Source organism: Pseudomonas sp. S8, assembly GCF_050473925.1.
In the GTDB taxonomy this organism is placed as follows: Bacteria; Pseudomonadota; Gammaproteobacteria; order Pseudomonadales; family Pseudomonadaceae; genus Aquipseudomonas; species Aquipseudomonas parakoreensis.
This window is the reverse complement of sequence record NZ_JBFDVZ010000016.1, coordinates 4,786,260-4,809,111: the sequence shown is the minus strand read 5'-3', so window position 1 is coordinate 4,809,111 and position 22,852 is coordinate 4,786,260. Positions and strand designations below refer to the sequence as shown.

Here is a 22,852-nt window from a genome sequence, read left to right as displayed (position 1 = left end):
TGAGCGTCAACGCGGTGTGCCTGGCGCACCGCGTTGCCTGACTGGCGCTGCTGACCGCTCTGTGTAGGAGCTGCCGCAGGCTGCGATCTTTTGATCTTCAAAGATCGCAGCCTGCGGCAGCTCCTACAGGGGTACAGCGTCCGGCTTACGTGTTTCCAAGGGTATGACCATGTCCCAAGACCGTCGCTACAGCTTTGAGTTCTTCCCGACCAAGACCGATGCTGGGCATGAAAAACTGCTCAACGTTGCCCGTCAGTTGGCAACGTACAACCCCGATTTCTTTTCCTGCACCTACGGCGCTGGCGGTTCGACCCGTGATCGCACTCTCAACACCGTTCTGCAGCTGGAAAGCGAAGTCAAAGTACCGGCCGCACCGCACTTGTCGTGCGTCGGCGACAGTAAAGACGACCTGCGCGGACTGCTGAACGAGTACAAGGCTGCCGGCATCAAGCGCATCGTTGCCCTGCGCGGTGACCTGCCATCCGGCATGGGCATGACCAGCGGCGAGCTGCGTCACGCCAATGAACTGGTGGAATTCATTCGTGAAGAAACCGGTGATCATTTCCACATCGAGGTTGCCGCTTATCCGGAGATGCATCCGCAAGCGCGCAACTACGAAGACGATCTCGCCAACTTCGTGCGCAAGGCCCGCGCCGGCGCCGACAGCGCGATCACCCAGTACTTCTTCAACGCCGACAGCTACTTCTACTTTGTCGACCGTTTGCAGGCGCTGGGCGTGGACATTCCGGTGGTACCGGGGATCATGCCGATCACCAACTACAGCAAGCTGGCGCGTTTCTCCGATGCCTGCGGTGCGGAAATCCCGCGCTGGATCCGCAAGCAACTGGAAGCCTACGGCGATGACAGCCAAAGCATTCAGCGCTTCGGCGAGCAAGTTGTCAGCGAAATGTGCGAACGCCTGCTGCAAGGTGGCGCACCAGGGCTGCACTTCTATTCCATGAACCAGGCCGAGCCTAGTCTGGCGATCTGGAATAACCTGAAGTTGCCGCGCTAAAAAGCATCAAAGCACAATCAAAAGATCGCAGCCTTCGGCAGCTCCTACAGGGGTGTCGTGGCTGCGATCTTTTGCTTTTGAATCCCCGAATTAGAGCTTGTGCAGGCACTTTCTGGCTCTTTCGCGTTTCTCGTCGTAATCTCAAGCCATGCCTTTGATCGCGCAATTATTCACGGTGCTGGTTTTTGCTTGCCTGAGCTTTGCCGCTCGGGGCGAGAAGTTGCGTATTGTCACCGAGCCGTGGGCACCTTACGTGTACGAAGAGGATGGCAAGAACCTCGGGCTGGACTACGAAACCACCGCCATTGTGTTCAAGCGCCTGGGGATTGAGGTCGAATGGCAGTTCCTGCCGTGGAAACGTTGTCTGTCGATGCTCGAAACCGGCCAGGCTGATGGCGCGCTGGATATTTTTCACAGCGATGAGCGCGATGCCACCCTGCTCTACCCCATCGAACCGCTGTCGGACGTCGAGTTCGTGATGTTCTACGCCAACGACCGGCCACACCCGTTCAGCAAACTCGAAGAACTCAAAGGCCTGACCATCGGCACCTCGCCGGGTTATCTGTACAGCCCTGACTTCAGCGAATCGACACTGTTCACCCGCGAACCGGCGCCAACCCACGAAGCCAACTTCGGCAAACTGCTGCGCGGGCGTATCGACTTGCTGATCACCGATCGCCGCGTCGGTCAGCATTTGCTCGATCAGTTGAATATCCGCGATCAAATCAGCGAAAACCCTACAGTGATCAGCCGCCAGAGCCAATATCTGGCCGTTCGCCGCAATGCCGGGATGGATCTGCTGGTGGCGCGTTTTGGCGCCGAGCTCAAGCGCTTCAAGCGCGAACCGGCCTACGCCGAGCTCAGCGCACGCTACGGCGCAGCCCCGGTCGATGCCGCGCCAATGAGCAACGTCTCGGCCAGCCGCAAAACCGTTGAGCAGCAGGAAAGCAGCGCGCAGTGATTGCTCTGTTATACTCCGGCGTTCCCGCCAGGCTCACGCCCGGACGCCCGGAACCGTAACAGGCCTCCAGTCCCGCTACAGCGCAGCTTTTCAGCCCGCGCGAGCGCTCCTGACGTGCCTTCGAGACCGCAGCAGGACCGGACGGGATCGCGTCCTCTTAAACGCGATTCGCGCCAGGCAAGACTCCCATTGGGCCAAGCCCTAACTAAAACAGGATTACTCATGTCCTTTGCTTCCCTCGGTCTCTCCGAGGCTTTAGTCCGTGCCATCGAAGATGCGGGCTATACCGAGCCTACTCCGGTGCAACAGCGGGCCATTCCCGCCGTGTTGCAAGGTCGCGACCTGATGGTTGCGGCACAGACAGGTACCGGTAAAACCGGCGGTTTCGCCCTTCCGATCCTGGAGCGGTTGTTCCCCAACGGTCACCCGGACAAATCCCAGCGTCACGGCCCGCGCCAACCGCGCGTCCTGGTCCTGACCCCGACCCGCGAACTCGCGGCCCAGGTTCACGAGAGCTTCAAGATCTACGCCCGTGACCTGAAATTCGTCAGCGCCTGCATCTTCGGCGGTGTCGGCATGAATCCTCAAGTCCAGGCCATGTCCCGTGGCGTTGACGTCCTCGTCGCCTGCCCGGGTCGCCTGCTTGACCTCGCCGGCCAGGGCAGCGTTGACCTGTCCCACGTCGAAATCCTTGTCCTCGACGAAGCCGACCGCATGCTCGACATGGGTTTCGTGCACGACGTGAAGAAAGTCCTCGCGCGTCTGCCGGCCAAGCGTCAGAACCTGCTGTTCTCGGCGACCTTCTCCAAAGACATCACCGACCTTGCCGGCAAGCTGCTGCACAACCCGGAACGCATCGAAGTCACGCCGCCGAACACCACGGTCGAGCGCATCGAGCAACGCGTGTTCCGTCTGCCGGCCAGCCACAAGCGTGCCCTGCTGGCGCACCTGATCACCGCCGGCGCCTGGGAACAGGTGCTGGTGTTCACCCGCACCAAGCACGGCGCCAACCGTCTGGCCGAATACCTGGACAAACACGGCCTGCCGGCTGTGGCGATCCACGGCAACAAGAGCCAGAACGCCCGCACCAAAGCCCTGGCCGACTTCAAGGCCGGTGAAGTGCGCATTCTGGTAGCGACCGACATCGCTGCTCGCGGTCTGGACATCGACCAGTTGCCACACGTGGTCAACTTCGAGCTGCCGAACGTCGATGAAGACTACGTGCACCGCATCGGCCGTACTGGCCGTGCCGGTCGTTCGGGCGAGGCGATCTCGCTGGTCGCGCCGGACGAAGAAAAACTGCTGAAAAGCATCGAACGCATGACCAAGCAGAAAATCGCCGACGGCGACCTGATGGGCTTCGATGCCAGCACCATCGAGGCCGAGAAGCCTGAAGTGCGCGAGCGTCCGGACATGCGCAACCCGCGCAACTCCCGCGGTCCGCGCGGCGACGGTCCGAATGGCGGCGGCGGTGGCGGCGGTCGTAAAGACAAAGGCAAAGACAAGGGCAAGGAAAAACCCGCCGGCGAACGCGGCGAGCGCCCTGCCCGTCAGCAGAAACCACGCGAAGGCACGCCGGCCCGCGAACAGCGTCCGAGCCAGCCACCACGCGCTGCTGCGGATCGTGCACCGGACGAGTTCCTCGACGACGATATCGATAACTTCGGTAACCGCGTCGATTACGTGCCGAAAGCTGCTCCAGCCGGTGGCCGTGGCCGTCGTCCGGGTGCTCCGGCACAAGGTGCAGGCGCAGGCGCTCCACGCGGTGGTCAATCGCAAGGTCGCCAGAACGGCCCGCGCAACAGCAATGGTTCGAGCACCGGCACTCCGCCGGGCAAACGCAACGGCCCGCGCAACGGCGCTCCGCGTGACGGCCAGGGCCGTCGTGACGAGTCCTCGCGCAACCGCCGTCCGGCTCGCGACGATCAGCAACGCGCCGAACCGGCCGTGCAGAACCCGCGCAGCACCGGGCCGAAGATCATGCACAAGGAGTCCAAGGCTGACCGCTTCCCGACACCTGAGCAGCTCGATCAACTGCCGACCCGTCCGCGCGGCGAAAAACCAGCCTTGCTGACCCGCAATCGCTGAGTTATCGCAGCCATTAAAAATGCCCCGGTTCGAAAGAGCCGGGGCATTTTTTATGCCGTCACGAATATCCCTGAATCACCGCATGTCCCCCTGTGTAGACCCAACACTGTGGAGAGGGGATTTATCCCCGATCGGCTGCGAAGCAGTCGCAAAACCATTCAACGCGGTATGCCTGATACCCTCGGTTGACGGTCATGGGGCCGCTGCGCGACCCATCGGGGATAAATCCCCTCGCCACAAAAGCCCGTACCACAGTGTGGATGTGTGCGTGTGGCGGGCAATAAAAAACGCCCTCGGCCTTACGACCGGGGGCGTTTTAGTGTGGCAGCGAAGTTATTTCGCTTTCACACCTTCAAACGAGATGTACAGGTCGACCTTGTCGGACTGTGGACCCAGATCCATCATCTTGCCGAAATCAGAGCGCTTGATGCTGGTGGTGCCTTCAAAGCCGGCACGGTAGCCGCCCCATGGATCCTTGCCTTCGCCCAAGAACACGGCCTTGACCACGATTGGCTTGGTCACGCCGTGCAGGGTCAGGTCGCCGGTCACGTCGGCAGTGTCTTTGCCATCGGCGTTCTTGCCGGTGGATTTGACGCTGGTGGAGACGAACTTGGCGTCAGCGTATTTGCCCACGTCCAGGAAGTCTTTGCTGGAGATGTGCTTGTCGCGCTCGGCGTGGTTGGTGAACACGCTGGCGGTTTTCACGTTGAATTCGATTTTGCTGTCTTCAGGCTTGGCGGCGTCAAAGCTGAACTTGCCGTCGATGTCCTTGAAGGTACCGGTGATGTAGCTGTAGCCCAGGTGGCTGATCTTGAAGTCGACGAAAGCGTGCTGGCCTTCCTTGTCGACGGTGTAATCAGCAGCCATCACGTTCGCGGACAGTACGGCAGAACCGATTGCCAGAGCGGCCAGAGTCTTTTTCAACATGCTTTCTTTTCCTTTGAGTCGAGGTTGAATTTCAGGCTTTGCGACCGAGCATTCGCGTCAGGGTCGCATCACGATCGATAAAGTGGTGCTTCAATGCTGCCAACGCATGGAGACCGGAAAAAATTACCAGCGCCCATGCCAGCCAGAGATGAATCACCCCAGCGGTATCTGCCTGATCCGGTAGCCCGGAAACCAGTGCAGGCACTTCAAACAGACCAAACACCGGAATCCCGACACCGTCTGCGGTGGAAATCAGGTAACCGGCAAGCATCACAGCGAACAGCCCGACGTACAGAAACCCGTGGCCGAATTTGGCGCCGATGCGGGTCATGCGGCTGTAGCTTTGCAGCGTCGGTGGCGGTGGGCTGATAAAGCGCCACAACACCCGCAACACCATCACACCCAGCAGCACCAGACCGATGCTCTTGTGCAGATCCGGCGCGTCTTTGCGCCAGCTGCTGTAGTAATCCAGCCCCACCATCCACAGACCCAGCGCAAACAGTCCGAAGACCGCCAGCGCCACGCCCCAGTGCATGAAGATGCTGACCCAACCATAGCGTGAAGCAGAGTTACGTAGCTGCATTGCCCAAATCCTGTGAGAACTGCGAACCAAGACTAGCGAGTTATCTATCGAATTAAAGCGGAAAATTTTGCTTTGAAATATCGAGAAATACGATCAAGAGTCTGTAAGTGGCTTGTTAAGGAAAGATTAACCGGGAAAAGTGTGGCGGGATGTCAGGTGGAAGATCCTGATGATGTGCTGTATGAACAGGCCTCATCGCGGGCAAGCCCGCTCCCACAGTGGACAATAGCGCACACAAACTCTGCGCTCACCGCAAAACCTGTGGGAGCGGGCTTGCCCGCGATGAGGTTCTCACAGGCAATAAAAAAGCGCGGCCGTAGCCGCGCTTTTCATTCACCGCAAAGCCTTACTGCGCTTTGCTGTCCGTGCCTGCCGCCGGAGCCGGCGCTGCAGTCGGTTTCGCCGCTGGCTTCTTCGCCGGCTCAGCCTTTTTCGCCGCAGGCTTGGCCGGGGCCTTTTTCGCCTCGGTTTTCGCTGCAGGCTTCTTCGCCGCAGGCTTGGCTGGCGCTTTCTTCGCCGGCTCGGTTTTCACCGGAGCAGCGGGTTTCGGCGCTTCTACCGGAGCTGGCGCAGGGGCTGGAGCCGGTGCAGGCGCTGGGGCTGCTGGAGCTGGAGCCGGCTCAGGCGCCTTCACAGGTTCTGGCTTCTTCTCGTCATCCGAACCGCCAAACAGGTTGCTGAAGAAGTTGCCCTTCTTCGCCGCCACGGCACCCGCCGCGCCTGCCGCTGCTGCGGCCGGAACCACTTTGACCGGTTCAAACGACTTGCCGGCGGCCAGGTCTTCAACCTGACTGGCCGCACGCTGACCAGTGCGCAGCGCGCCTTCCAGGGTGCCCGGATACAGGGTGTCGGTGTGCTCGCCCGCGAAGGTCACGCGTTGCAGCGGACGCTCCCACAGGCGCCAGAACTTGCTGATCTGGCCCGGACCGTAAGCCAGGTAAGCGCCGCCCATCGACGGATCGGTGCTGTAACGACGGATTTCATAACCGGTGAACGAGCCACGGGCCTGTGGATAAAACGCGTGCAGACGGATCAGCACCTGATCGACCATCTGCTTGTCGCCGAACGCCTGCATCACGCGGGCGTTGTCGCCGGACAGGTTGATCACCACATTGGCGCCGCCCTTCAGCGCCGGCTCGATCCAGAGCATGCCGAGGCCGGCGTTGCTGTAGATCTCACCGGACATACGCGCCTTGCTTTCCCACACCGGCGTCTTGAACTTCAACATGATCTGGTCGCGCCAGCCGTAGTTGGTGCCCTTGATCGCGGCCAGATGCTGGGCGTCCAGTGCCGGGGTCAGCGCAATCTTGTTCAGCGCGCGCAGCGGCACGGCCAGCACCACGTAATCAGCCTGGTAGCCGACACTGCCGACCTTGACGGTCACGCCATCCTTGTCCTGAGTGATCGCCGACACCGGCGAGTTGGTCTTGATGGTCTTGATCTGTTTGACGAAAGCCTGGGCCAGCACCTGGCTGCCGCCGACCAGACGCGAAGCACGCAGGTCGCGGTCGGAGACGCCGCGATACACACGGTTCTGCTGGGCGAAATACAGCAGCGACAGGCGCGAAGGCTCGTCGTAGTGGGTGCGGATGTCCTGGTTGATCAACTGACGCGCGGTGGCCGGCAGGTTCTGCTTGTCGAGCCAGCTCGACACGTTGATCTGGTCCAGCGCATGCAGGGTGTTGGTCGCGGCCGGGTTCTGCGGGTCGTCGATCGAACGGGCCAGATCGTCGAGGGTTTTCTGATAGCGCTTCAAGGCATCGGCGGTGGCCGGTTGCTTGGTCGCCAGATCGGCTGCGGAGAAATACTCGCCGTCGATCAGATAACCCGGGGTACGCACGAATTCAGGGGCCGGCGTGGTGCTCAGCTTGAAGGTCGAGACGTATTTGTTCAGCACCGGCTGGGTCTTGTCGTTGCCGATCCACTCGCTGGTGGCCATACCCGAGCGACCGCCCAGGCTCGGCTTGGCTTCCAGCAGGGTGACCTGCCAGCCCTTGTTTTGCAGCTCGTAAGCCGCGGTCAGGCCCGACAGGCCGCCGCCGATCACGATTGCGGTTTTATCCTTGGCCAGCGCCGTAACGCTGAACAGCCCCAACATCACCAGCGCACAGGCGCGCAGCCAACCGACAGACATTCAGCGAACTCCGGAAATACACGTAGGAAAAAAGCAGTTTTGCGGGTCAGACGACCCAAAGAACCGCGAAGAATACGTCAGCCATCAAAACGCCGCCAGCGACGTCTATCGGCCCATACAAAGTAGCTCAATCGACGCAATGGGTTGTCCCGGCGCGATGCATTGCATAGGCTTGCGCGATTGTTTGCCCGCGCCTGGCGCGAGCCGCCTCGAGGAGACTGTAAATGGGCCTGAATAACCAGTGGATGCAACGCGACCTCGCGGTGCTGTGGCATCCCTGCACCCAGATGAAAGACCACGAACAGCTGCCGCTGATCCCGATCAAGCGCGGTGAAGGCGTGTGGCTCGAAGACTTCGAAGGCAAACGCTACCTCGACGCCGTCAGCTCCTGGTGGGTCAATGTGTTCGGCCACGCCAACCCGCGCATCAACCAGCGCATCAAGGATCAGGTCGATCAGCTCGAACACGTGATTCTCGCCGGTTTCAGCCATCAACCGGTGATCGAACTGTCCGAGCGTCTGGTGAAGATGACCCCGGAAGGCCTGAACCGGGTGTTCTACGCCGATAACGGTTCGTCCTGCATCGAAGTCGCGCTGAAAATGAGCTTTCACTACTGGCTCAACCGCGGCCAGCCAAACAAGAAACGCTTCGTCACCCTGACCAACAGCTACCACGGCGAAACCATGGCAGCGATGGCGGTCGGCGACGTGCCGCTGTTCACCGAAACCTACAAAGCGCTGCTGATGGACACCATCAAGGTGCCAAGCCCGGATTGCTATCTGCGCCCCGAAGGCATGAGCTGGGAAGAACATTCGCGCAACCTGTTCGCCGCCATGGAACAGACGTTGGCAGAGCATCATGACAGCGTGGCGGCAGTGATCGTCGAACCGTTGATTCAAGGCGCCGGCGGCATGCGCATGTATCACCCGGTGTACCTCAAGCTGCTGCGCGAAGCCTGCGACCGCTACGGCGTGCACCTGATTCACGACGAAATCGCCGTTGGCTTCGGCCGCACCGGCACGATGTTCGCCTGTGAACAGGCTGGCATCCGTCCGGACTTCCTCTGCCTGTCCAAGGCCCTGACCGGCGGCTACTTGCCACTGGCGGCGTGCCTGACCACCGACGAGGTCTACAGCGCGTTCTACGACGACTACCCGACCCTGCGCGCCTTTCTCCACTCGCACAGCTACACCGGCAACCCGCTGGCCTGTGCGGCGGCGCTGGCGACGCTGGATATCTTCGAGCAGGACAACGTCATCGAGAACAACCAGGCACTGGCCCGGCGCATGGCCTCGGCCACTGCGCATCTGGTCGATCACCCGAATGTCTCGGAAGTGCGGCAGACCGGCATGGTGCTGGCGATCGAAATGGTCAAGGATAAAGCCACGAAAGAGGCCTACCCTTGGCAGGAACGTCGCGGTTTGAAGGTGTTCCAGCATGCGCTGGAGCGCGGCGCGCTGCTGCGGCCGCTGGGCAGCGTGGTGTATTTCCTGCCGCCGTACGTGATCACCCCGGAGCAGATCGACTTCCTCGCCGAAGTCGCCAGCGAAGGCATCGACATCGCCACTCGCGACAGCGTCAGCGTGGCGGTGCCGAAGGATTTCCACCCCGGTTTCCGTGATCCGGGCTGATGTCCATCAAAAGTTTGAGAAGAACCCTGTGGCGAGGGGATTCATCCCCGATGGGTGGCGAAGCCGCCCCAAAATCAGCAATCGCGGTGATTCAGAATAACCGCGCTCTATGATTTCACGACTGCTGCGCAGCCGATCGGGGATAAATCCCCTCTCCACAAAGCTCTGCACTACAGCCAATACGTGCCAATTTTTAGAGACCCACCATGAGACTGTCCCGCTTCTTTATCGACGCCCCCCTGAGCACCGGCGAACACGGACTGCCGGAAGCCCAGGCGCATTACATCAGCCGCGTGCTGCGCATGGCCGAGGGCGATGCGGTGCAGTTGTTCGACGGTTCCGGCCATGAGTTTCGCGGCGCGCTGGTGGAAGTCGGCAAGAAACGCGTCGTCGTACAGATCGACGAGCAGTTCGCCGGGCAGATTGAATCGCCGCTGCAGATCCACCTCGGCCAAGGCCTGTCCCGGGGCGAACGGATGGACTGGGCGATCCAGAAAGCCACCGAGCTGGGCGTGACGGAAATCACCCCGATCTTCAGCGACCGCTGCGAAGTGCGCCTGAAGGACGAACGCGCCGACAAGCGCCTGCTGCACTGGCGTCAGGTGGCGATCAGCGCTTGCGAGCAATGCGGTCGCTCGCGGGTGCCGGTGATTCATCCGCCGGTGTTGTTGGCCGACTGGCTGAAGCAAACCCAGGCCGAGTTGAAACTGGTGCTGCACCCGGTGGCCGAGCCGCTGGTGAGCCATGCCAAACCGGCGACCCTGGCGTTCCTGATCGGCCCCGAAGGCGGCTTGTCCGACGCCGAAGTCGAGCAAGCCAAGGCCAACGGTTTCCACGCCGCCCGCCTCGGCCCACGTGTGCTGCGTACCGAGACTGCGCCGGTGGTTGCACTGGCAGTGGCGCAGCAACTGTGGGGTGATTTCTAACCCGTCACTGCACCGGATCACTGATCGGTTTGGCGATGATTGCCTTGAGTTCGCTGGTCATCGGGAACTCAAGGTTCAAGCCTTTCGGCGGGATCGGCTGTTCGAACCACTTACGGTAGATCCCGTTGATCTCCCCCGAGCTGTACAGATCGGCCAGCGCGCCGTTCACCAGCGCGAGGAATGGCGGATCATCCTTGCGCACCATGCAGCTGTAGATTTCCCGCGATTGCTCCTCCCCCACCACGATCCAGTTGTGCGGGTCCCGCGCCTTGGCCCGCTCGCCGTAGAGCAATGCGTCGTCCATGTAGAAGACCGCTGCCCGTCCCGATTGCAGCATCTGAAAAGCCTCGCCGTGATCCTTGGCGCTGATCACGAACATGTTCAGTTTATGGTCGAGGTTGTAGCTCTTCAGATAGCGCTCGTTGGTGGTGCCGGCGGTGGTCACCACGTTCTTGCCGCGCAGGTCATCGAAGCTGTGGATGCCGCTGTCCTTTGCGGTCAGCAACTGCCCTTTGACGTAGATGAAACCGTAGGAGAACGCGACCTGTTTCTGCCGCTCGGCCGTCACCCCGGTGGAGCCGCACTCAAGATCAACCGTGCCGTTCTGCACCAGCGGAATCCGCGTCTGCGACGTCACCAGGTTGTACTTCACCTTCAGCTCCGGCAACGCCAGTTGCTGCTTGATCCGCTCGACAATCTTGCCCGCCAGCTCCACCGAATACCCCATCGGCTGCCCGGTGTGATCGCCCACATACGAGAACGGCACCGACGCATCGCGATAGCCCAGGGTGATGCTGTTGGCGCTGGCGATCTTGCCAAGCGCGCCGGTCAGCGGCACTTCATTGGCCTGTGCCTGGGCGCCGATGAACAGCGCCAGTGTGCAGCCGAGCAACGTGATTTTTTGCATTGTTATTCTCCGTTGTGGTTGGGGTGTTTTAGCAGAAACTGTCACGCCGCACGGGGATTGAGCCCGTGCAGGTCAATGGATGTACGCTGCTGACCGATCAGTTCGCTGAGCAACTGCCCGCTGCCGCAGGCCAGGGTGAAACCGAGCGCGCCGTGGCCGAGGTTGAGCCACAGATTGCGATACGCCGTGGCGCCCAACAACGGTACGCCGGTGGGGGTGGCCGGGCGCATGCCCGCCCATTCCACAGCCGCGTCGTAATTGCCGGCATCGGGAAAGGTGTCGCGGGCCTGGCGCTTGATCAGTGCCAACCGCTCGGGATCTACCGCCGGGTCGAAACCGACGATGTCGACCATCGCCGCCACCCGTAACTGTTCGCCGATGCGCGCGTAGACGATCTTGCGGTCGTAGTCGGTGATGCTCACGTCCGGCGCCCGATGCTCATCGCCGATCGGCACGGTCAGGCTGTAACCCTTCAGCGGATACAGCGGCAGGCGCAGGCCGGGCAGCGCCAGCAAAGGGCTTCGGTGCCCGGCGGCGATCACCAGTTGTTCAACTGGCAGGGTTTCGTTGCCAAGCTCAATCGCCGTAACGACGCCGTGGCTGTGGCGAATGCCGGTGACTGCCTGACCGAGGCGAAACTTGCAGCGACCCGACGCCGTCAATCGCGCCGCCAACTGCTGGCAGAAGGCGTGACAGTCGCCGACTTCTTCATCCGGCGTGTAGATCGCGCCTACAAACGGCGCATCGGTCAGTGCCGGTTCCAGCTGCGCACATTCGGCGGCGGACAACACCTGTTGTTGCTGCGGATCGGCCAAGCCCTTGCGCGCATGGTCGAAGCTGGCGGCATTGCGGAAGGTCACCAGTTTGCCGTTGCGCCGCCAGTTGAAACCGATGAGCCCGTCATCCTCGCGCCAGCGTTTCAGCGTGCTCTGGCTGAACAGCGCCAGACGCAACAGATGCGCCGCGTTTTCCCGGTTGACCGAGGTGCGGCAGGCGGCGAGAAACGACGCCATCCAGCGCCACTGCGCCGGGTCCAGACGCGGGCGCAGCTTGAGCGGCGAGTCGCCGCGCAGCATCCAGCCGATCGCCTGCAACGGCACGCCGGCATCGGCCAGCGGCGCCACATAGCGGTAGGACAACTGGCCGCCGTTGGCGAAGCTGGTTTCGCTGCCCAGCGACTGCCGCGCCTCGACCACTGTTACTTCGAAACCGTCGCGCACCAGCGCATAGGCCGTTGCCAACCCGATCACGCCGCCGCCGATGATGCACACACGCTGAGCCATGTCCGTCCCTATTTCTATGTGAAGACGAGGCTGAGGTTAGGATGAGGTGACAGGCGCCGAACAATGAATAAAGATGCCAGACCTATAAACAAAGGTTATGGACTCGCCATGCGCCTTCGCCACATCGAGATTTTTCAGGCCATTCGCCAGACCGGCTCGGTCAGCGCCGCTGCGCAATTGCTACACGTCTCTCAGCCGGCGGTGACCAAAGTGCTGCAGCACGCCGAGCAGCAGTTGGGCTTTCCGCTGTTTCTGCGGGTGCGCGGTAAATTGCAGGCGACTCCGGAAGCGCTGGAGCTGGAGCGCGAAGTCGACAAGGTCACGGAAAGTCTGCAAGGCGTGCGACGCCTGGCCCAAAGCCTGCGCCGCGAGCCCGGCCACAGCCTGCGGATCGGCGCGACCCCGGCGCTGGCGCTGTCGCTGCTGCCGCCGGCGATCCGGCAATGGACGGCACAGTTCCCGGACATCGCCTGCGAACTCTCCAGCGCCCACAGCCGCGAGCTGATGCAGAACCTGCTGATGCGCGAAGTGGACGTGGCCCTGACGTTGCAGTTGCCGGATCATCCGGGATTGAAGGCGCAGGCATTGGCCTCGGGCGTGTTGGTGGCGCTGGCGCCGAAAGGTTACTGGCCGGAGGAAGAAGCCGGTCAGCCGTTGCCGCTGATGGCGTTGGCGGGAGCACCGCTGATCGGGCTATCCAGCGCCGACCCGCTGGCTGCCCGACTCGACAGCTACCTGGAAGCGGTCGTGCCACCGCCTCGCGTGCGGATCGCCGTGCAGACGTATTCGCTGGCGCGGGCGATGGTGGAGTCTGGCGCCGGGGTGGCTGTGATCGACCCTTTCACGGCACTCGGTGCTTCGCCGACCAGCACCGTAATCCGCCCGTTGGCGCCGCCCTTGCCGATCACGTTGTACGCAGTGACCCGCGCCACCGAACCGCCACCGCATACCCTCGGCGACTTGTTGCAGATATTCAGCAGACGCGCGCAGATACAACTGCAAACCCTGGTCCCTGTGGGAGCTGGCTTGCCAGCGATTGCGGTGGCCCCATCAACACATGAGTGACTGACAGTCCGTCATCGCGGGCAAGCCCGCTCCCACAGGATTTGTGATGTTCTAAAGGACATAAAACAGAATCGCCACAAAGTGCAGCAGACTCCCGGCGATCACAAACAAATGCCAGATCCCATGCGCATGGCGTAACCGGTGATCCAGGGCAAAAAAGATGATCCCCACGGTGTACAACACCCCGCCCGACGCCAGCCAGGCAAACCCTGCCGTGCCCAGCGCCGCGATCAACGGTTTGACCGCCACCAGCACGATCCAGCCCATCACTGCGTAGATCACGATCGACAGGATTCGCGCTTCGGAGCGTGGCTTGATCTCCTGCAGGATGCCGATCAGCGCCAGCCCCCAGACAATCCCGAACAACGTCCAGCCCCACGGCCCGCGCAACGTCACCAGGCAGAACGGCGTGTAGCTGCCGGCGATCAGCAGATAGATGGAAAAGTGATCGACCTTCTTCATGATCGCTTTCTTGCGCCCGCGCACGCTGTGGTACACGGTCGAAGCGCTGTAGAGCACCAGCAAGGTAAAGGCGTAGATCGCCACGCTGACGATCTTCCACGGACTGCCGTCGAGGCTGGCAATCACCAGCATCCACACGCCGCCGATAAACGCAGCCACGGCCCCGACCAGATGCGTCCAGGCGTTGAGTTTTTCCCCGTGATACATGTGTCGCTCACCTCAAGATTCGTTACCGCAACGCGCAAGGCTCGGGCCTTGAGCGTAAAAGCGCAATGTTTCCGTTTAAAAGATCAAAAGATCGCAGCCTCCGGCAGCTCCTACAAAGAGCGGCGCATACCGGGCACAATCGGTTGATACCAAAAAGAGTCCGCGCCATGCTGATCGACGAAGAATTGACCCTGAAAAAACTCGAGGTGTTCCTCGCCTTCATGCGCACCGGCAATCTGGCGCGTGCCGCAGCCGAGTTGCAGACCAGCAATGTCAGCGTGCACCGGGCGATCCATTCGCTGGAAAGCGCCCTGCGCTGCCCGCTGTTCAAGCATGAAGGGCGCAACCTGACGCCACTGGAAAGCGCCTACGTGCTCGAAGAACGCGCGCAGAAGCTGATCCAGGACGTGGTCGAGAGTGTGCGCCTGACCCGCGAGGCCGCCGGTTTCTCCGCTGAACGCTTCAAACTCGGCTCGCTGTACTCGCTGACGGTGAAAACCGTACCGCAACTGATCATGGGCCTGAAGATCCGCCGCAGCGAACTCAACATCGACCTGATCCTCGGCTCCAACATCGACCTGCTGTACAAGCTGAAGAACATGGAAGTCGACGCGATTCTGGTGTCGCTGGACGACACCGTCAGCGACCCGGACTGCGAGCAGATCCCGCTGTTCTCCGACGACATTTTCCTCGCCACACCGGCAGATTCAAGGTTCGCCCAACGCAGTGAAGTCGATCTGGCCGAGGTGCGCGACGAAACCTTTATCACCCTGACCCAAGGCTTCGCCACCCATCAGGACGGCATTCGGGTATTCAAGCAGGCGGGGTTCGAGCCAAAGGTGGCGATGCAGGTCAACGACATCTTCACCCTGCTGAGCATGGTCAGCTCCGGGGTCGGCTATGCGCTGCTGCCAGGAAGGATTGCGGCGGTGTACGAGAATCGGGTGAAGCTGATCCCGTTGCAGGAGAAGTACCGCTTGCAGCAGCACATTGGCGTGGTGTTCTTGAAGGCCAAGGAGCGCGATCCGAATCTGCTGGCGTTGCTGGCGGAGTGTCGGATGTATGCCAATCGCCAGGTTTGAGACCGCGTCGCCTGCATCGCTGGCAAGCCAGCTCCCACAGGGTTTTGTGCTGATTCAGAAATCTTCTTACAACACAAAACCTGTGGGAGCTGGCTTGCCAGCGATGGCGTTAGACCCGACAACACAGAATCCGAAAGTCAGCCCACAATCCCGCGAACAATGAAGAACAACAGCGAAGGCCCAAGCAAGCACCCAAGCCCGGTGTGGAACGTCGCCGTCAACGCCCCATAAGGCACCAACCGCCGATCCGTCGCCGCCAGCCCTGCGGTCACCCCACTCACCGTCCCGGCCAGACCACCGAACACCATCGCCGAGCGCGGGTTATCCAGGCCCATCCAGCGCGCCGCGACCGGCGTGCCGACCATCACCAGAATCGCCTTGATCAACCCGGTGGCAATCGACAGCGCCATCACATCCGAGGTCGCGCCAATCGCTGCGCCAGTCACTGGGCCGACGATGTAGGTCACCGCGCCCGCGCCGATAGTGGTCATGCTCACCGCATCGCGATAGCCGAAGGCCCAGGCCATGCACGCGCCGACAATGAACGGCAACACCGTACCGAGCAGCAGCGCGATCACGCCAATCAACCCGGCCTTCTTCGCCTCGGTCGCCTGCACTTCGAACGCCGTGGCGACAATCGCGAAATCCCGCAGCATCGCCCCGCCCATCAGGCCGATGCCGGAGAACAGCGTCAGATCCGCCAGGCCTTTTTGCCCGCCAGTCAGGGTGCCGCCGACCCAGGCCAGCACCAGACCGATGACGATGGCAATCGCCGAGCCATGAATGCGCCCGAAGGTCAGGCGCTTGGAGAGAATCACCGAGACCCACATGATCACGCCGACGAAAGCGAACGCGGTAATCAGGCCGTTGTGTTCCAGACCGTTTTCAATGAGTGCCCACATGTCAGCGACCTCCTACCGGGGTACCGACCGGGGTGACTTCCACCGGTTCGTCGGGCAATGGCTCACCTTTATGAGTGCGGCTGATCAGGGCAATGGTGCAGCCACACACCACCACCGAACCGATGGCCGCCAGCACCGCCACCGGGCCGCCGTGCAGGGCGGTGACGACGTTCTGTTGCGCGGCCATCGCCACCACCACCGGAATGTACATCGCGCCCCAGAAGCCGACGCCCATCTCGCAATCCTTGGTCATGCCGCCGCGTTTCTGCATCCACAACCGCGCGCAGATCAGCAGGATCATGGCGATGCCGACCCCGCCGACGTTGGATTTGACGCCCAGCAACACGCCGAGCATGTCGCCCATGATCACCCCTGCCAGCGTACAGATCGCCAACAGCGCCACACCGTAAATAATCATTGTTGTAGTCCTCAAAGTGCATCGTCGAATGTTGTTTTTGTTGTTCGAAGCCTGAGTCGCGGCGGTTTAGGGTCGGCGGTCTCCCTCCTCTCGCAACAGCGCCTGCAGGGTATCGAGCCGCGCACTGTCGAAAGCAGTGACCGTGCCCGATTCGAACACCCGGCGCGCCAGCCCGGTCAGCACCGCACCGGGCGGCAGTTCGATTTGTAAACGTACGCCGCGCTCGTAAGCGCTTTGCACGGTGCCGCGCCAGTCCACCACGCGGCACATGTTGAAAGCGAGGTCATCACGCAGGGCTTCAGGCTTGATCAGCGGACGCGCGCGACTGCCACTCAGGTAAGCGATTGTCGGGCGCTTCAGTTCAACCTTGGCGAAGGCTTCGGCGAGGATTTGCGCAGGTTTTTCCAACAGCGGACAGTGCGACGGCACGCTCACCGCCAGACGTTTCGCCAGACCGGCGCCACGAATGCGCGCCAGTTCCGCCACCGCTTGCATCGCCTTGTCGCTGCCGGCAATTACCACCTGGTTATCGGCATTGATGTTGGCCAGGTACACCGGCGACTCCGCGCTGTGCACCTGCGCCAGCAGCGTTTCGACGGTGGATAACTGCAGACCGATAATCGCGGTCATGCCATAGCCCTGTGGATAAGCCTGCTGCATCAACTCGCCACGCAGGCTGACCAGATGCAACGCATCGCTGAAGCTCAGCGACCCGGCGACCACCGCTGCCGGGTACGCGCCGATGGACAGACCGGCGACGTAATCCGCCGTGAGTCCGTCCTGCAGCAACTGCCGCGAGGCAGCAACCCCGGCGATCAACAGGCACAGCTGAACCGGCCTTGTCGTGCGCAATGCTTCGCCGCAGTCCAGCAGCAAGACATCTTCACCGAGCACGTCGCTGGCCTCGGTCAAGGTTTCCCGAGGCAAACGCTGGAGCATGCCCGGTTGCTGCGCGCCCTGGCCGGGGAACACCAACAGTCTGCTCACGCTGCCTGCTCCTGCAGGTTCCACGGGTCAGCGACCAGACAGGCTTGATGCTGGTTTTTCAGCAGCACCCGGGCCGAACCGCTGGCCCATTCGCGTAGCGCCACAGCACCAAACGGCGTCTGCAATTGCATGTCCACTCGACACACGGCTTGATCAAAGAGCTCGACCAGTTTGCGTGCCTGATTACGCGTGATCATCTGCGGCGTACGCAAGATCAGATCGAGATCGCTGGCCGCGTGCATCGCCCTAAAACCACTGGCCAATTCAAACCCGACGCTGCCGCTGATACCCCAGACCCAACCGCAGTCATCAAGCATTGGCCGCAGTTGTTTGAGGGCCTGCATCACTGGCAGATCGCGCTCGCAATCGACATGACAAAGCGCTTCGGGGCTGACCCGACAGGCAATCGAATCGAGCGCCATAAACGCCGCCAGCCGCTGCTCACGCAACACACCGCGAATGCCCACCGCGATCCAAGCTTCAGCGCTCACCGCCCGCCGCACGACCACCGGTTGCCCGGCAGCCAGCGATTCGACTGCCCACTGCGGCGCATCCGCCGGCAACTGCGCCGGGGTCATGCCCCACAACAGATCGTGGGCCAGTGGCAGGTTCACCACTGCGCCCTCAGCAGTTCACGCACACGGCTGGACGCTTCACGATTTTTCGCGCCGAGACGCTTGCGCAAGTCAGTGCTGGAGATATCGTCGATGGCCTGTTTCAGGCATTCGGTCACCCGCGCCAGATCCTCCGCCGTCGGCTGCTCGATCTGCTGCACCGAGAGGGTTTCCCAGAGCAATCCGAGGCTGGCGTAGCTGTCGATGTCATAGGCCATCGGCGGCACGCTGGCGGCCAGTGCTTCCAGTTCCTCGACACTGCGCAGCGTCACTCGCGCCGCCGAGGCCTTGCCCATCGCATGCACCATCACCCCGGGATCGCGCAGGGCAATCAAGCGGTTGGCCTGATAACCGTGGGCCAGAAACGCCCCGGACATCGCCTTGCCCACCAGCAGCGCAATCACCGGATGCCCGGCCAGACGGGCGCGGGCATAACTGTCCGCCGCCCCGGCCAGGGCCTGATGAATGCCGAGGGCTTCTTCGCGACGACCGTAAGCCTGGCTCGGTACATCGACGATGGCGATGATCGGGCGTTTCCGTGTGTTGTCGCGATCTGCCGTGATTGCGTCATCCACCGCCTTGGCCAGGCCCCAGCCTTCGAGCAATCCGACTTCGCCGTTGCGAGCCCGTGGAAAACGGTTGTCGGGGTCAGCGACCACAGCGATCAATCGTCCGAGTTCACCGTCAGCAACCTTCAACGAGGGCGGCAAACCTTCGACCGCTTTCGTACCAACGCTCAGGGCGTTGAACCAGTTCAAACCGCGCACGGAATAACCACTCATGAGCGCTCTCCTTGATACAGATCGCGAACCACCGCAGGCTCGATTTGCTTATCGGTGTCCAGGCTCGCCAGACGTTCCAGGAACCAATCGGCACGCTGACTGCGCGGCCGCGTTGGCAAACCCTGTTGCAGCAACGCACCGACCTGCTGACGAATCTGCGCCACATCATCAGCGACATAACGATCCACCAGCTCACTGGCGAACCGCTGCTCGCCACCGGTCAGGCTCCAGATGAAGGGCCGGTCGCGGGAGTCGTATTCCTCGATCCCGGCTTCCTGCTCGATCACCTGCGGGCCATTGAGGCCGAGGCGCGCTTCCTGGGTCACCAGCAAATAGCTGCACAACGCAGCGGTAATCGACATGCCGCCGAAACAGCCGACGCTGCCCGCCACCACACCGACCACCGGTTGGTACTGCTGCAAATCGACAATCGCCGCATGAATATCGGCAATCGCCGCCAACCCGAGATTGGCTTCCTGCAAGCGCACGCCACCGGTTTCCAGCAGCAACACGGCGCGCGTCGGGATGCCTTTGCGGTTGTCTTCGGCGGCCAGTTCCAGCGCGCCGGCAATCTTCGCCCCGCCGACTTCGCCGAGGCTGCCGCCCTGAAACGCGCCCTCGATGGCGGCGATCACCACCGGCAAGCCGTCGAGGCTGCCTTTGGCAATCACCACGCCGTCATCGGCTTGCGGTACCACGCCCTGGCGTTCGAGCCACGGCGACATGACCCGTTGAAACGGGTCGAGCAATTCGCGGAAGGTCCCGGCATCGAGCAAGGCTTTCGCCCGTTGCCGCGCTCCGAGTTCGACGAAGCTGTGCTTGTGCAACAGCGCTGCGCTGTCAGTCATGGCCGATCTCCTCGAAACCTTGTTCCAGACGCAGACGCACCACCCCCGGCGTGGCGCCGAAATCGTGAATATCGATGGCCATCGCCGGCGGTGTGGTGCCGTCGAACATCCGCGCGAACAGGTGCTGCCAGCGCTGCTGCGCACCGTTGACCGAGGTCTGCACATTGATCGTCAGCTTGCCGGCCAGCCCCGGTTCGATCAGCACTTCCAGATCACCCGAGCCGACACAACCTACCAGCGCGCGCCCGCGTGGCGGCTGCCCGGCGGGGAATTCAAAGGATAAGGTTTCCATCAAAACGCTCCCTGAAGGATGCCATCGCGCTCGATTCGATCGAGCAGCAGCGTGGCGGCGAGCAAGTCGGCGGCGCCACCGGGCGAGGCATTCAATGCAATGAGTTGTTGATCCAGTGCGTGCAGGCGTCGACGCCCGCCGAGGCTGGCGCTGCCGCCGGAGTCGAGCACCGCTTGCGCGCCTTGTTGCATGGCGTGCAGGCCTTGTTCACCGGCGCGGTAGAGCACGCAGGTGTCGGCCAGATCGGTCATGATCGCCAGCAGCGCATCGAGCCGGGCATTCTGTTCGCCGTGGCCGCTGGCGCGGCTGCGTTTGAGTTGCGGCAGGCCACGTTGCAGCACGGACGGGAAGCCGAGTTGCGCTTCCTCACGGGCACCGCGTGCGCCGTAACGCAGGGCGACCTGAGCGCCGTGGCTCAGCGGTTTTGGTGCGTAGCGGTCATCGAGTAATGCCAGACGTGCGGCGCGAACAGAGACGGCGTTGGCGCTTGAGGATTTCGGTTCCAGCGCAGCGGCGGTCACCAGTAATCCCAGGGCCCAGATTGCGCCGCGATGGGTATTCACACCATTGGTGGTCGCGAGCATGGCTTGCTCGCCTTCGCGACCGGTGCGACCAATCGCTTCGCGCAACGGTAATCCGACTTCGCCCATGGCGCTCGCGGCTTCAGCCATTTCCTTGAACGCCGGCCACAACGACAACGCCGAAGCGTGCATCAGGCCCAGGTGCAGATCGGTGTGCGCGCCATTGCCACGCTGGTCGACCAGCGCCGGTTTCGGCGAGAGATCGGCTTCGTCGATCAGCGCATCCACCGCCAGATCGGCCATGCGTTCGCTCAGGCTCAGGGGTTTCGCTTGCAGATTGAGTGCGTGCATTACCAGCTCCTGAACTTGGCGGGCGGGTTGTACAGGCCGCCGGACCACTCGACCAGATCGGCCACGCTTTTCGCCGCCAGCAGTTCGCGGGTGGCGTCGGTGCGGCGGATGCCGAGGTCTTCGGGCAAGGCGATCAGGCCTTCGCGGCGCATGCGTTCGGTGTCTTTCGGGTTGTGGCGCAGGCCGATGGCAGTCACGCCCGCAACCGCAGCGATCATCGCTTGGCGTTCTTCCAGCGAGCGCGCCTTGTACAGGTAGGCGATGCCCTCTTCGGTGAGCAGGTGGGTAACGTCGTCGCCGTAGATCATGATCGGCGCCAGCGGCATGCCGCTTTTCTTCGCCACTTCCACCGCGTCGAGGGTTTCGACGAAGGTCGGTTTGCCGCCCTCCTGAAAGGTCTCGACCATTTGCACCACGAGTTTCTTGCCGCGTTCGAGCATCGGTTGCTGTGAATCGTCGTGGCGCATGTCGAGCCACGCCGGGGTGCCGTGACGCCGACCGCGCGGGTCGTGGCCCATGTTCGGCGCGCCGCCGAACCCGGCCAGGCGCCCACGGGTAACAGTGGAGGAATGGCCATCGCCGTCGACTTGCAGGGTCGCGCCGATAAACAGGTCCACCGCGTATTGCCCGGCCAGTTGGCAGAACATCCGGTTGGAACGCAGCGAGCCGTCGCGCCCGGTGAAGAACACGTCCGGGCGCGCGGCGATGTAGTTTTCCATACCGAGTTCGGTGCCGAAGCAATGCACGCTTTCGACCCAACCGCTCTCGATCGCCGGGATCAGGGTCGGGTGCGGGTTGAGCGTCCAGTTGCGACAAATCTTGCCTTTGAGGCCGAGGGATTCGCCGTAGGTCGGCAGGATCAACTCAATGGCAGCGGTGTTGAAACCGATACCGTGGTTGAGCGACTGCACGTTGTGTTTTTCGTAGATCCCGCGGATCGCCATCATCGCCATCAACACGTGCACCGGTTTGATGTGCCGTGGGTCGCGGGTGAACAGCGGTTCGATGTAGAACGGCTTGTCGGCCACCACCACGAAGTCGACCCACGAGGCCGGGATATCGACGCGGGGCAGTTCGCTGACGTCATCCACCAACTGGTTGACCTGAACGATGACGATGCCATCGCTGAACGCCGCCGGTTCGATCAGTGCCGGGGTGTCTTCGGTGCTGGGGCCGGTGTAGATGTTGCCGTTGCGGTCAGCCATGAACCCGGCCGAGAGCACGACGTTGGGGATCAGATCCACCACCAGCCGCGCGTAGAGTTCGATGTAGGTGTGAATCGCGCCGATTTCCAGCAGGCCGTCTTCGAGCAACTGGCTGATGCGCAGGCTTTGGGTACCGGCGAAGGAGAAATCGAGCTTGCGGGCGATGCCGCGTTCGAACAGATCCAGATGCTCGGAGCGACCGACGCTGGGCATGATCATGTGCAGATCATGCAGCTTGGCCGGATCGGCTTTGGCCAGCGAACGGGAAAGGAAATCCGCCTGCTTCTGGTTGTTGCCCTCCAGCACCACCCGGTCGCCGGGATGAATCAGCGCTTCGAGCGCGGCGACGATCTTGTCGCTTGGCAGTACCACACCGTCGGCCAGCCCGCGCACCTTGTCGAGACGCCACTGCTTCTCGTCACGCCGCCGCGTCCAGCGCGAGTCGGGGGAAATTGTTGTTGTCATGCTCACTCCACGGGGTTCGCTGTCGTGGAGCTACCTTAGGAGTGTCGGGTGGGGGCATCAATCAAGCGCGGTGGTGAATCATTACGATGAGCGTAACGTTTGACGACGCCTTCGCGAGCAAGCTCGCTCCCACAGGGTTTTGGGTTGTTCAATCACTATGTGACAACCCAAATCCCCTGTAGGAGCTGTCGAGTGA

General features: G+C 62.1%; 22 protein-coding genes. 7 read left to right on the top strand and 15 right to left on the bottom strand.

Annotation, left to right across the window (positions count from 1 at the left end; translation table 11 throughout):
• The first annotated feature begins 169 nt into the window (after positions 1-169).
• The 3 genes from metF to AB1J88_RS22805 all read left to right on the top strand — a co-directional run bounded on the left by metF (position 170) and on the right by AB1J88_RS22805 (position 4,064).
• The gene (gene metF / locus AB1J88_RS22815) at positions 170-1,015 is read left to right on the top strand and encodes a methylenetetrahydrofolate reductase [NAD(P)H] (RefSeq protein ID WP_003229047.1); all 846 of its coding nucleotides are present in this window, start codon (positions 170-172) and stop codon (positions 1,013-1,015) included.
• A 148-nt stretch (positions 1,016-1,163) separates the two neighbouring features.
• Positions 1,164-1,976 carry a substrate-binding periplasmic protein gene (locus tag AB1J88_RS22810; RefSeq protein ID WP_041063457.1) on the top strand — a complete coding sequence of 271 codons (813 nt, stop codon included), beginning with the start codon at positions 1,164-1,166 and terminating at the stop codon, positions 1,974-1,976.
• 222 nt (positions 1,977-2,198) lie between these two features.
• Positions 2,199-4,064 carry a DEAD/DEAH box helicase gene (locus AB1J88_RS22805; RefSeq protein WP_108591838.1) on the top strand — a complete coding sequence of 622 codons (1,866 nt, stop codon included), beginning with the start codon at positions 2,199-2,201 and terminating at the stop codon, positions 4,062-4,064.
• A 333-nt stretch (positions 4,065-4,397) separates the two neighbouring features.
• Here AB1J88_RS22805 and AB1J88_RS22800 read toward each other — a convergent pair whose 3' ends face one another.
• From AB1J88_RS22800 to AB1J88_RS22790, 3 genes are all read right to left on the bottom strand, one after another.
• On the bottom strand, positions 4,398-4,991 hold the full coding sequence (locus tag AB1J88_RS22800; protein WP_096795740.1) for a YceI family protein: 594 nt from the start codon (positions 4,989-4,991) through the stop codon (positions 4,398-4,400).
• Positions 4,992-5,022: 31 nt separating this feature from the next.
• Entirely contained in the window at positions 5,023-5,574 is a 552-nt protein-coding gene (locus AB1J88_RS22795; RefSeq protein ID WP_047596555.1) for a cytochrome b, read from the bottom strand.
• Positions 5,575-5,920: 346 nt separating this feature from the next.
• A complete protein-coding gene (locus AB1J88_RS22790) occupies positions 5,921-7,708 on the bottom strand; it encodes a flavin monoamine oxidase family protein (RefSeq protein ID WP_430292033.1) in 1,788 nt (595 codons plus the stop codon).
• Positions 7,709-7,932: 224 nt separating this feature from the next.
• Here AB1J88_RS22790 and AB1J88_RS22785 point away from each other — a divergent pair, with 224 nt between their 5' ends.
• Together AB1J88_RS22785 and AB1J88_RS22780 are read left to right on the top strand one after the other, a co-directional pair.
• Positions 7,933-9,339: an adenosylmethionine--8-amino-7-oxononanoate transaminase gene (locus tag AB1J88_RS22785; protein ID WP_024164438.1), complete on the top strand. Its 1,407-nt coding sequence runs from the start codon at positions 7,933-7,935 to the stop codon at positions 9,337-9,339.
• Between the two features lie 206 nt (positions 9,340-9,545).
• The gene (locus AB1J88_RS22780; RefSeq protein ID WP_430292032.1) at positions 9,546-10,265 is read left to right on the top strand and encodes a 16S rRNA (uracil(1498)-N(3))-methyltransferase; all 720 of its coding nucleotides are present in this window, start codon (positions 9,546-9,548) and stop codon (positions 10,263-10,265) included.
• 4 nt (positions 10,266-10,269) lie between these two features.
• Here AB1J88_RS22780 and AB1J88_RS22775 read toward each other — a convergent pair whose 3' ends face one another.
• Together AB1J88_RS22775 and AB1J88_RS22770 are read right to left on the bottom strand one after the other, a co-directional pair.
• Positions 10,270-11,172, bottom strand: a complete 903-nt coding sequence (locus tag AB1J88_RS22775) for a transporter substrate-binding domain-containing protein (protein ID WP_430292031.1) — start codon at positions 11,170-11,172, stop codon at positions 10,270-10,272.
• 41 nt (positions 11,173-11,213) lie between these two features.
• On the bottom strand, positions 11,214-12,455 hold the full coding sequence (locus tag AB1J88_RS22770) for a D-amino acid dehydrogenase (protein WP_430292030.1): 1,242 nt from the start codon (positions 12,453-12,455) through the stop codon (positions 11,214-11,216).
• A 108-nt stretch (positions 12,456-12,563) separates the two neighbouring features.
• On the opposite strand from AB1J88_RS22770, the gene AB1J88_RS22765 reads away from it, so the two are divergent.
• A complete protein-coding gene (locus AB1J88_RS22765) occupies positions 12,564-13,520 on the top strand; it encodes a LysR family transcriptional regulator (protein ID WP_222017932.1) in 957 nt (318 codons plus the stop codon).
• A gap of 51 nt (positions 13,521-13,571) precedes the next feature.
• Here AB1J88_RS22765 and trhA read toward each other — a convergent pair whose 3' ends face one another.
• Positions 13,572-14,189 carry a PAQR family membrane homeostasis protein TrhA gene (gene trhA, locus AB1J88_RS22760; protein ID WP_007964065.1) on the bottom strand — a complete coding sequence of 206 codons (618 nt, stop codon included), beginning with the start codon at positions 14,187-14,189 and terminating at the stop codon, positions 13,572-13,574.
• A 167-nt stretch (positions 14,190-14,356) separates the two neighbouring features.
• On the opposite strand from trhA, the gene AB1J88_RS22755 reads away from it, so the two are divergent.
• Positions 14,357-15,271 carry a LysR family transcriptional regulator gene (locus AB1J88_RS22755; RefSeq protein ID WP_222017930.1) on the top strand — a complete coding sequence of 305 codons (915 nt, stop codon included), beginning with the start codon at positions 14,357-14,359 and terminating at the stop codon, positions 15,269-15,271.
• 137 nt (positions 15,272-15,408) lie between these two features.
• Here the strand turns inward: AB1J88_RS22755 and madM are convergent, their stop codons facing one another.
• From madM to mdcA, 9 genes are all read right to left on the bottom strand, one after another.
• Positions 15,409-16,173, bottom strand: coding sequence for a malonate transporter subunit MadM (gene madM, locus AB1J88_RS22750; RefSeq protein ID WP_047297120.1), 765 nt, complete (start codon positions 16,171-16,173; stop codon positions 15,409-15,411).
• Between the two features lies 1 nt (position 16,174).
• Positions 16,175-16,591 (bottom strand): malonate transporter subunit MadL, encoded by a 417-nt coding sequence (madL, locus tag AB1J88_RS22745; RefSeq protein WP_003229065.1) that lies wholly within the window; start codon positions 16,589-16,591, stop codon positions 16,175-16,177.
• Between the two features lie 66 nt (positions 16,592-16,657).
• On the bottom strand, positions 16,658-17,578 hold the full coding sequence (gene mdcH / locus AB1J88_RS22740; protein ID WP_430292029.1) for a malonate decarboxylase subunit epsilon: 921 nt from the start codon (positions 17,576-17,578) through the stop codon (positions 16,658-16,660).
• Positions 17,575-18,195, bottom strand: a complete 621-nt coding sequence (locus AB1J88_RS22735; protein WP_430292028.1) for a malonate decarboxylase holo-ACP synthase — start codon at positions 18,193-18,195, stop codon at positions 17,575-17,577. The genes mdcH and AB1J88_RS22735 overlap by 4 nt, the downstream gene beginning before the upstream one ends.
• The gene (gene mdcE / locus AB1J88_RS22730) at positions 18,189-18,974 is read right to left on the bottom strand and encodes a biotin-independent malonate decarboxylase subunit gamma (RefSeq protein WP_430292027.1); all 786 of its coding nucleotides are present in this window, start codon (positions 18,972-18,974) and stop codon (positions 18,189-18,191) included. The genes AB1J88_RS22735 and mdcE overlap by 7 nt, the downstream gene beginning before the upstream one ends.
• On the bottom strand, positions 18,971-19,822 hold the full coding sequence (locus AB1J88_RS22725; protein ID WP_430292026.1) for a biotin-independent malonate decarboxylase subunit beta: 852 nt from the start codon (positions 19,820-19,822) through the stop codon (positions 18,971-18,973). Before AB1J88_RS22725 ends, mdcE begins: the two co-directional genes overlap by 4 nt.
• Entirely contained in the window at positions 19,815-20,114 is a 300-nt protein-coding gene (locus tag AB1J88_RS22720; RefSeq protein WP_003229075.1) for a malonate decarboxylase subunit delta, read from the bottom strand. Before AB1J88_RS22720 ends, AB1J88_RS22725 begins: the two co-directional genes overlap by 8 nt.
• Positions 20,114-20,986, bottom strand: coding sequence for a triphosphoribosyl-dephospho-CoA synthase (locus tag AB1J88_RS22715; RefSeq protein ID WP_430292025.1), 873 nt, complete (start codon positions 20,984-20,986; stop codon positions 20,114-20,116). The genes AB1J88_RS22720 and AB1J88_RS22715 overlap by 1 nt, the downstream gene beginning before the upstream one ends.
• Complete coding sequence (mdcA, locus tag AB1J88_RS22710) at positions 20,986-22,656, bottom strand: malonate decarboxylase subunit alpha (protein ID WP_430292024.1); 1,671 nt, start codon at positions 22,654-22,656, stop codon at positions 20,986-20,988. Before mdcA ends, AB1J88_RS22715 begins: the two co-directional genes overlap by 1 nt.
• Positions 22,657-22,852: the final 196 nt, after the last annotated feature.

What these genes read in the sequence shown, in the direction of transcription:
- AB1J88_RS22780 (WP_430292032.1), top strand. Translation starts at nt 9,546, where the DNA reads ATGAGACTGTCCCGCTTCTTTATCGACGCCCCCCTGAGCACCGGCGAA.
- AB1J88_RS22715 (WP_430292025.1), bottom strand. Translation starts at nt 20,986, where the DNA reads ATGCACGCACTCAATCTGCAAGCGAAACCCCTGAGCCTGAGCGAACGC.
- madM (WP_047297120.1), bottom strand. Translation starts at nt 16,173, where the DNA reads ATGTGGGCACTCATTGAAAACGGTCTGGAACACAACGGCCTGATTACC.
- AB1J88_RS22725 (WP_430292026.1), bottom strand. Translation starts at nt 19,822, where the DNA reads ATGACTGACAGCGCAGCGCTGTTGCACAAGCACAGCTTCGTCGAACTC.
- AB1J88_RS22810 (WP_041063457.1), top strand. Translation starts at nt 1,164, where the DNA reads ATGCCTTTGATCGCGCAATTATTCACGGTGCTGGTTTTTGCTTGCCTG.
- AB1J88_RS22805 (WP_108591838.1), top strand. Translation starts at nt 2,199, where the DNA reads ATGTCCTTTGCTTCCCTCGGTCTCTCCGAGGCTTTAGTCCGTGCCATC.
- AB1J88_RS22790 (WP_430292033.1), bottom strand. Translation starts at nt 7,708, where the DNA reads ATGTCTGTCGGTTGGCTGCGCGCCTGTGCGCTGGTGATGTTGGGGCTG.
- AB1J88_RS22800 (WP_096795740.1), bottom strand. Translation starts at nt 4,991, where the DNA reads ATGTTGAAAAAGACTCTGGCCGCTCTGGCAATCGGTTCTGCCGTACTG.
- AB1J88_RS22795 (WP_047596555.1), bottom strand. Translation starts at nt 5,574, where the DNA reads ATGCAGCTACGTAACTCTGCTTCACGCTATGGTTGGGTCAGCATCTTC.
- trhA (WP_007964065.1), bottom strand. Translation starts at nt 14,189, where the DNA reads ATGTATCACGGGGAAAAACTCAACGCCTGGACGCATCTGGTCGGGGCC.
- AB1J88_RS22765 (WP_222017932.1), top strand. Translation starts at nt 12,564, where the DNA reads ATGCGCCTTCGCCACATCGAGATTTTTCAGGCCATTCGCCAGACCGGC.
- mdcA (WP_430292024.1), bottom strand. Translation starts at nt 22,656, where the DNA reads ATGACAACAACAATTTCCCCCGACTCGCGCTGGACGCGGCGGCGTGAC.
- madL (WP_003229065.1), bottom strand. Translation starts at nt 16,591, where the DNA reads ATGATTATTTACGGTGTGGCGCTGTTGGCGATCTGTACGCTGGCAGGG.
- AB1J88_RS22775 (WP_430292031.1), bottom strand. Translation starts at nt 11,172, where the DNA reads ATGCAAAAAATCACGTTGCTCGGCTGCACACTGGCGCTGTTCATCGGC.
- mdcE (WP_430292027.1), bottom strand. Translation starts at nt 18,974, where the DNA reads ATGAGTGGTTATTCCGTGCGCGGTTTGAACTGGTTCAACGCCCTGAGC.
- metF (WP_003229047.1), top strand. Translation starts at nt 170, where the DNA reads ATGTCCCAAGACCGTCGCTACAGCTTTGAGTTCTTCCCGACCAAGACC.
- AB1J88_RS22755 (WP_222017930.1), top strand. Translation starts at nt 14,357, where the DNA reads ATGCTGATCGACGAAGAATTGACCCTGAAAAAACTCGAGGTGTTCCTC.
- AB1J88_RS22720 (WP_003229075.1), bottom strand. Translation starts at nt 20,114, where the DNA reads ATGGAAACCTTATCCTTTGAATTCCCCGCCGGGCAGCCGCCACGCGGG.
- AB1J88_RS22785 (WP_024164438.1), top strand. Translation starts at nt 7,933, where the DNA reads ATGGGCCTGAATAACCAGTGGATGCAACGCGACCTCGCGGTGCTGTGG.
- AB1J88_RS22770 (WP_430292030.1), bottom strand. Translation starts at nt 12,455, where the DNA reads ATGGCTCAGCGTGTGTGCATCATCGGCGGCGGCGTGATCGGGTTGGCA.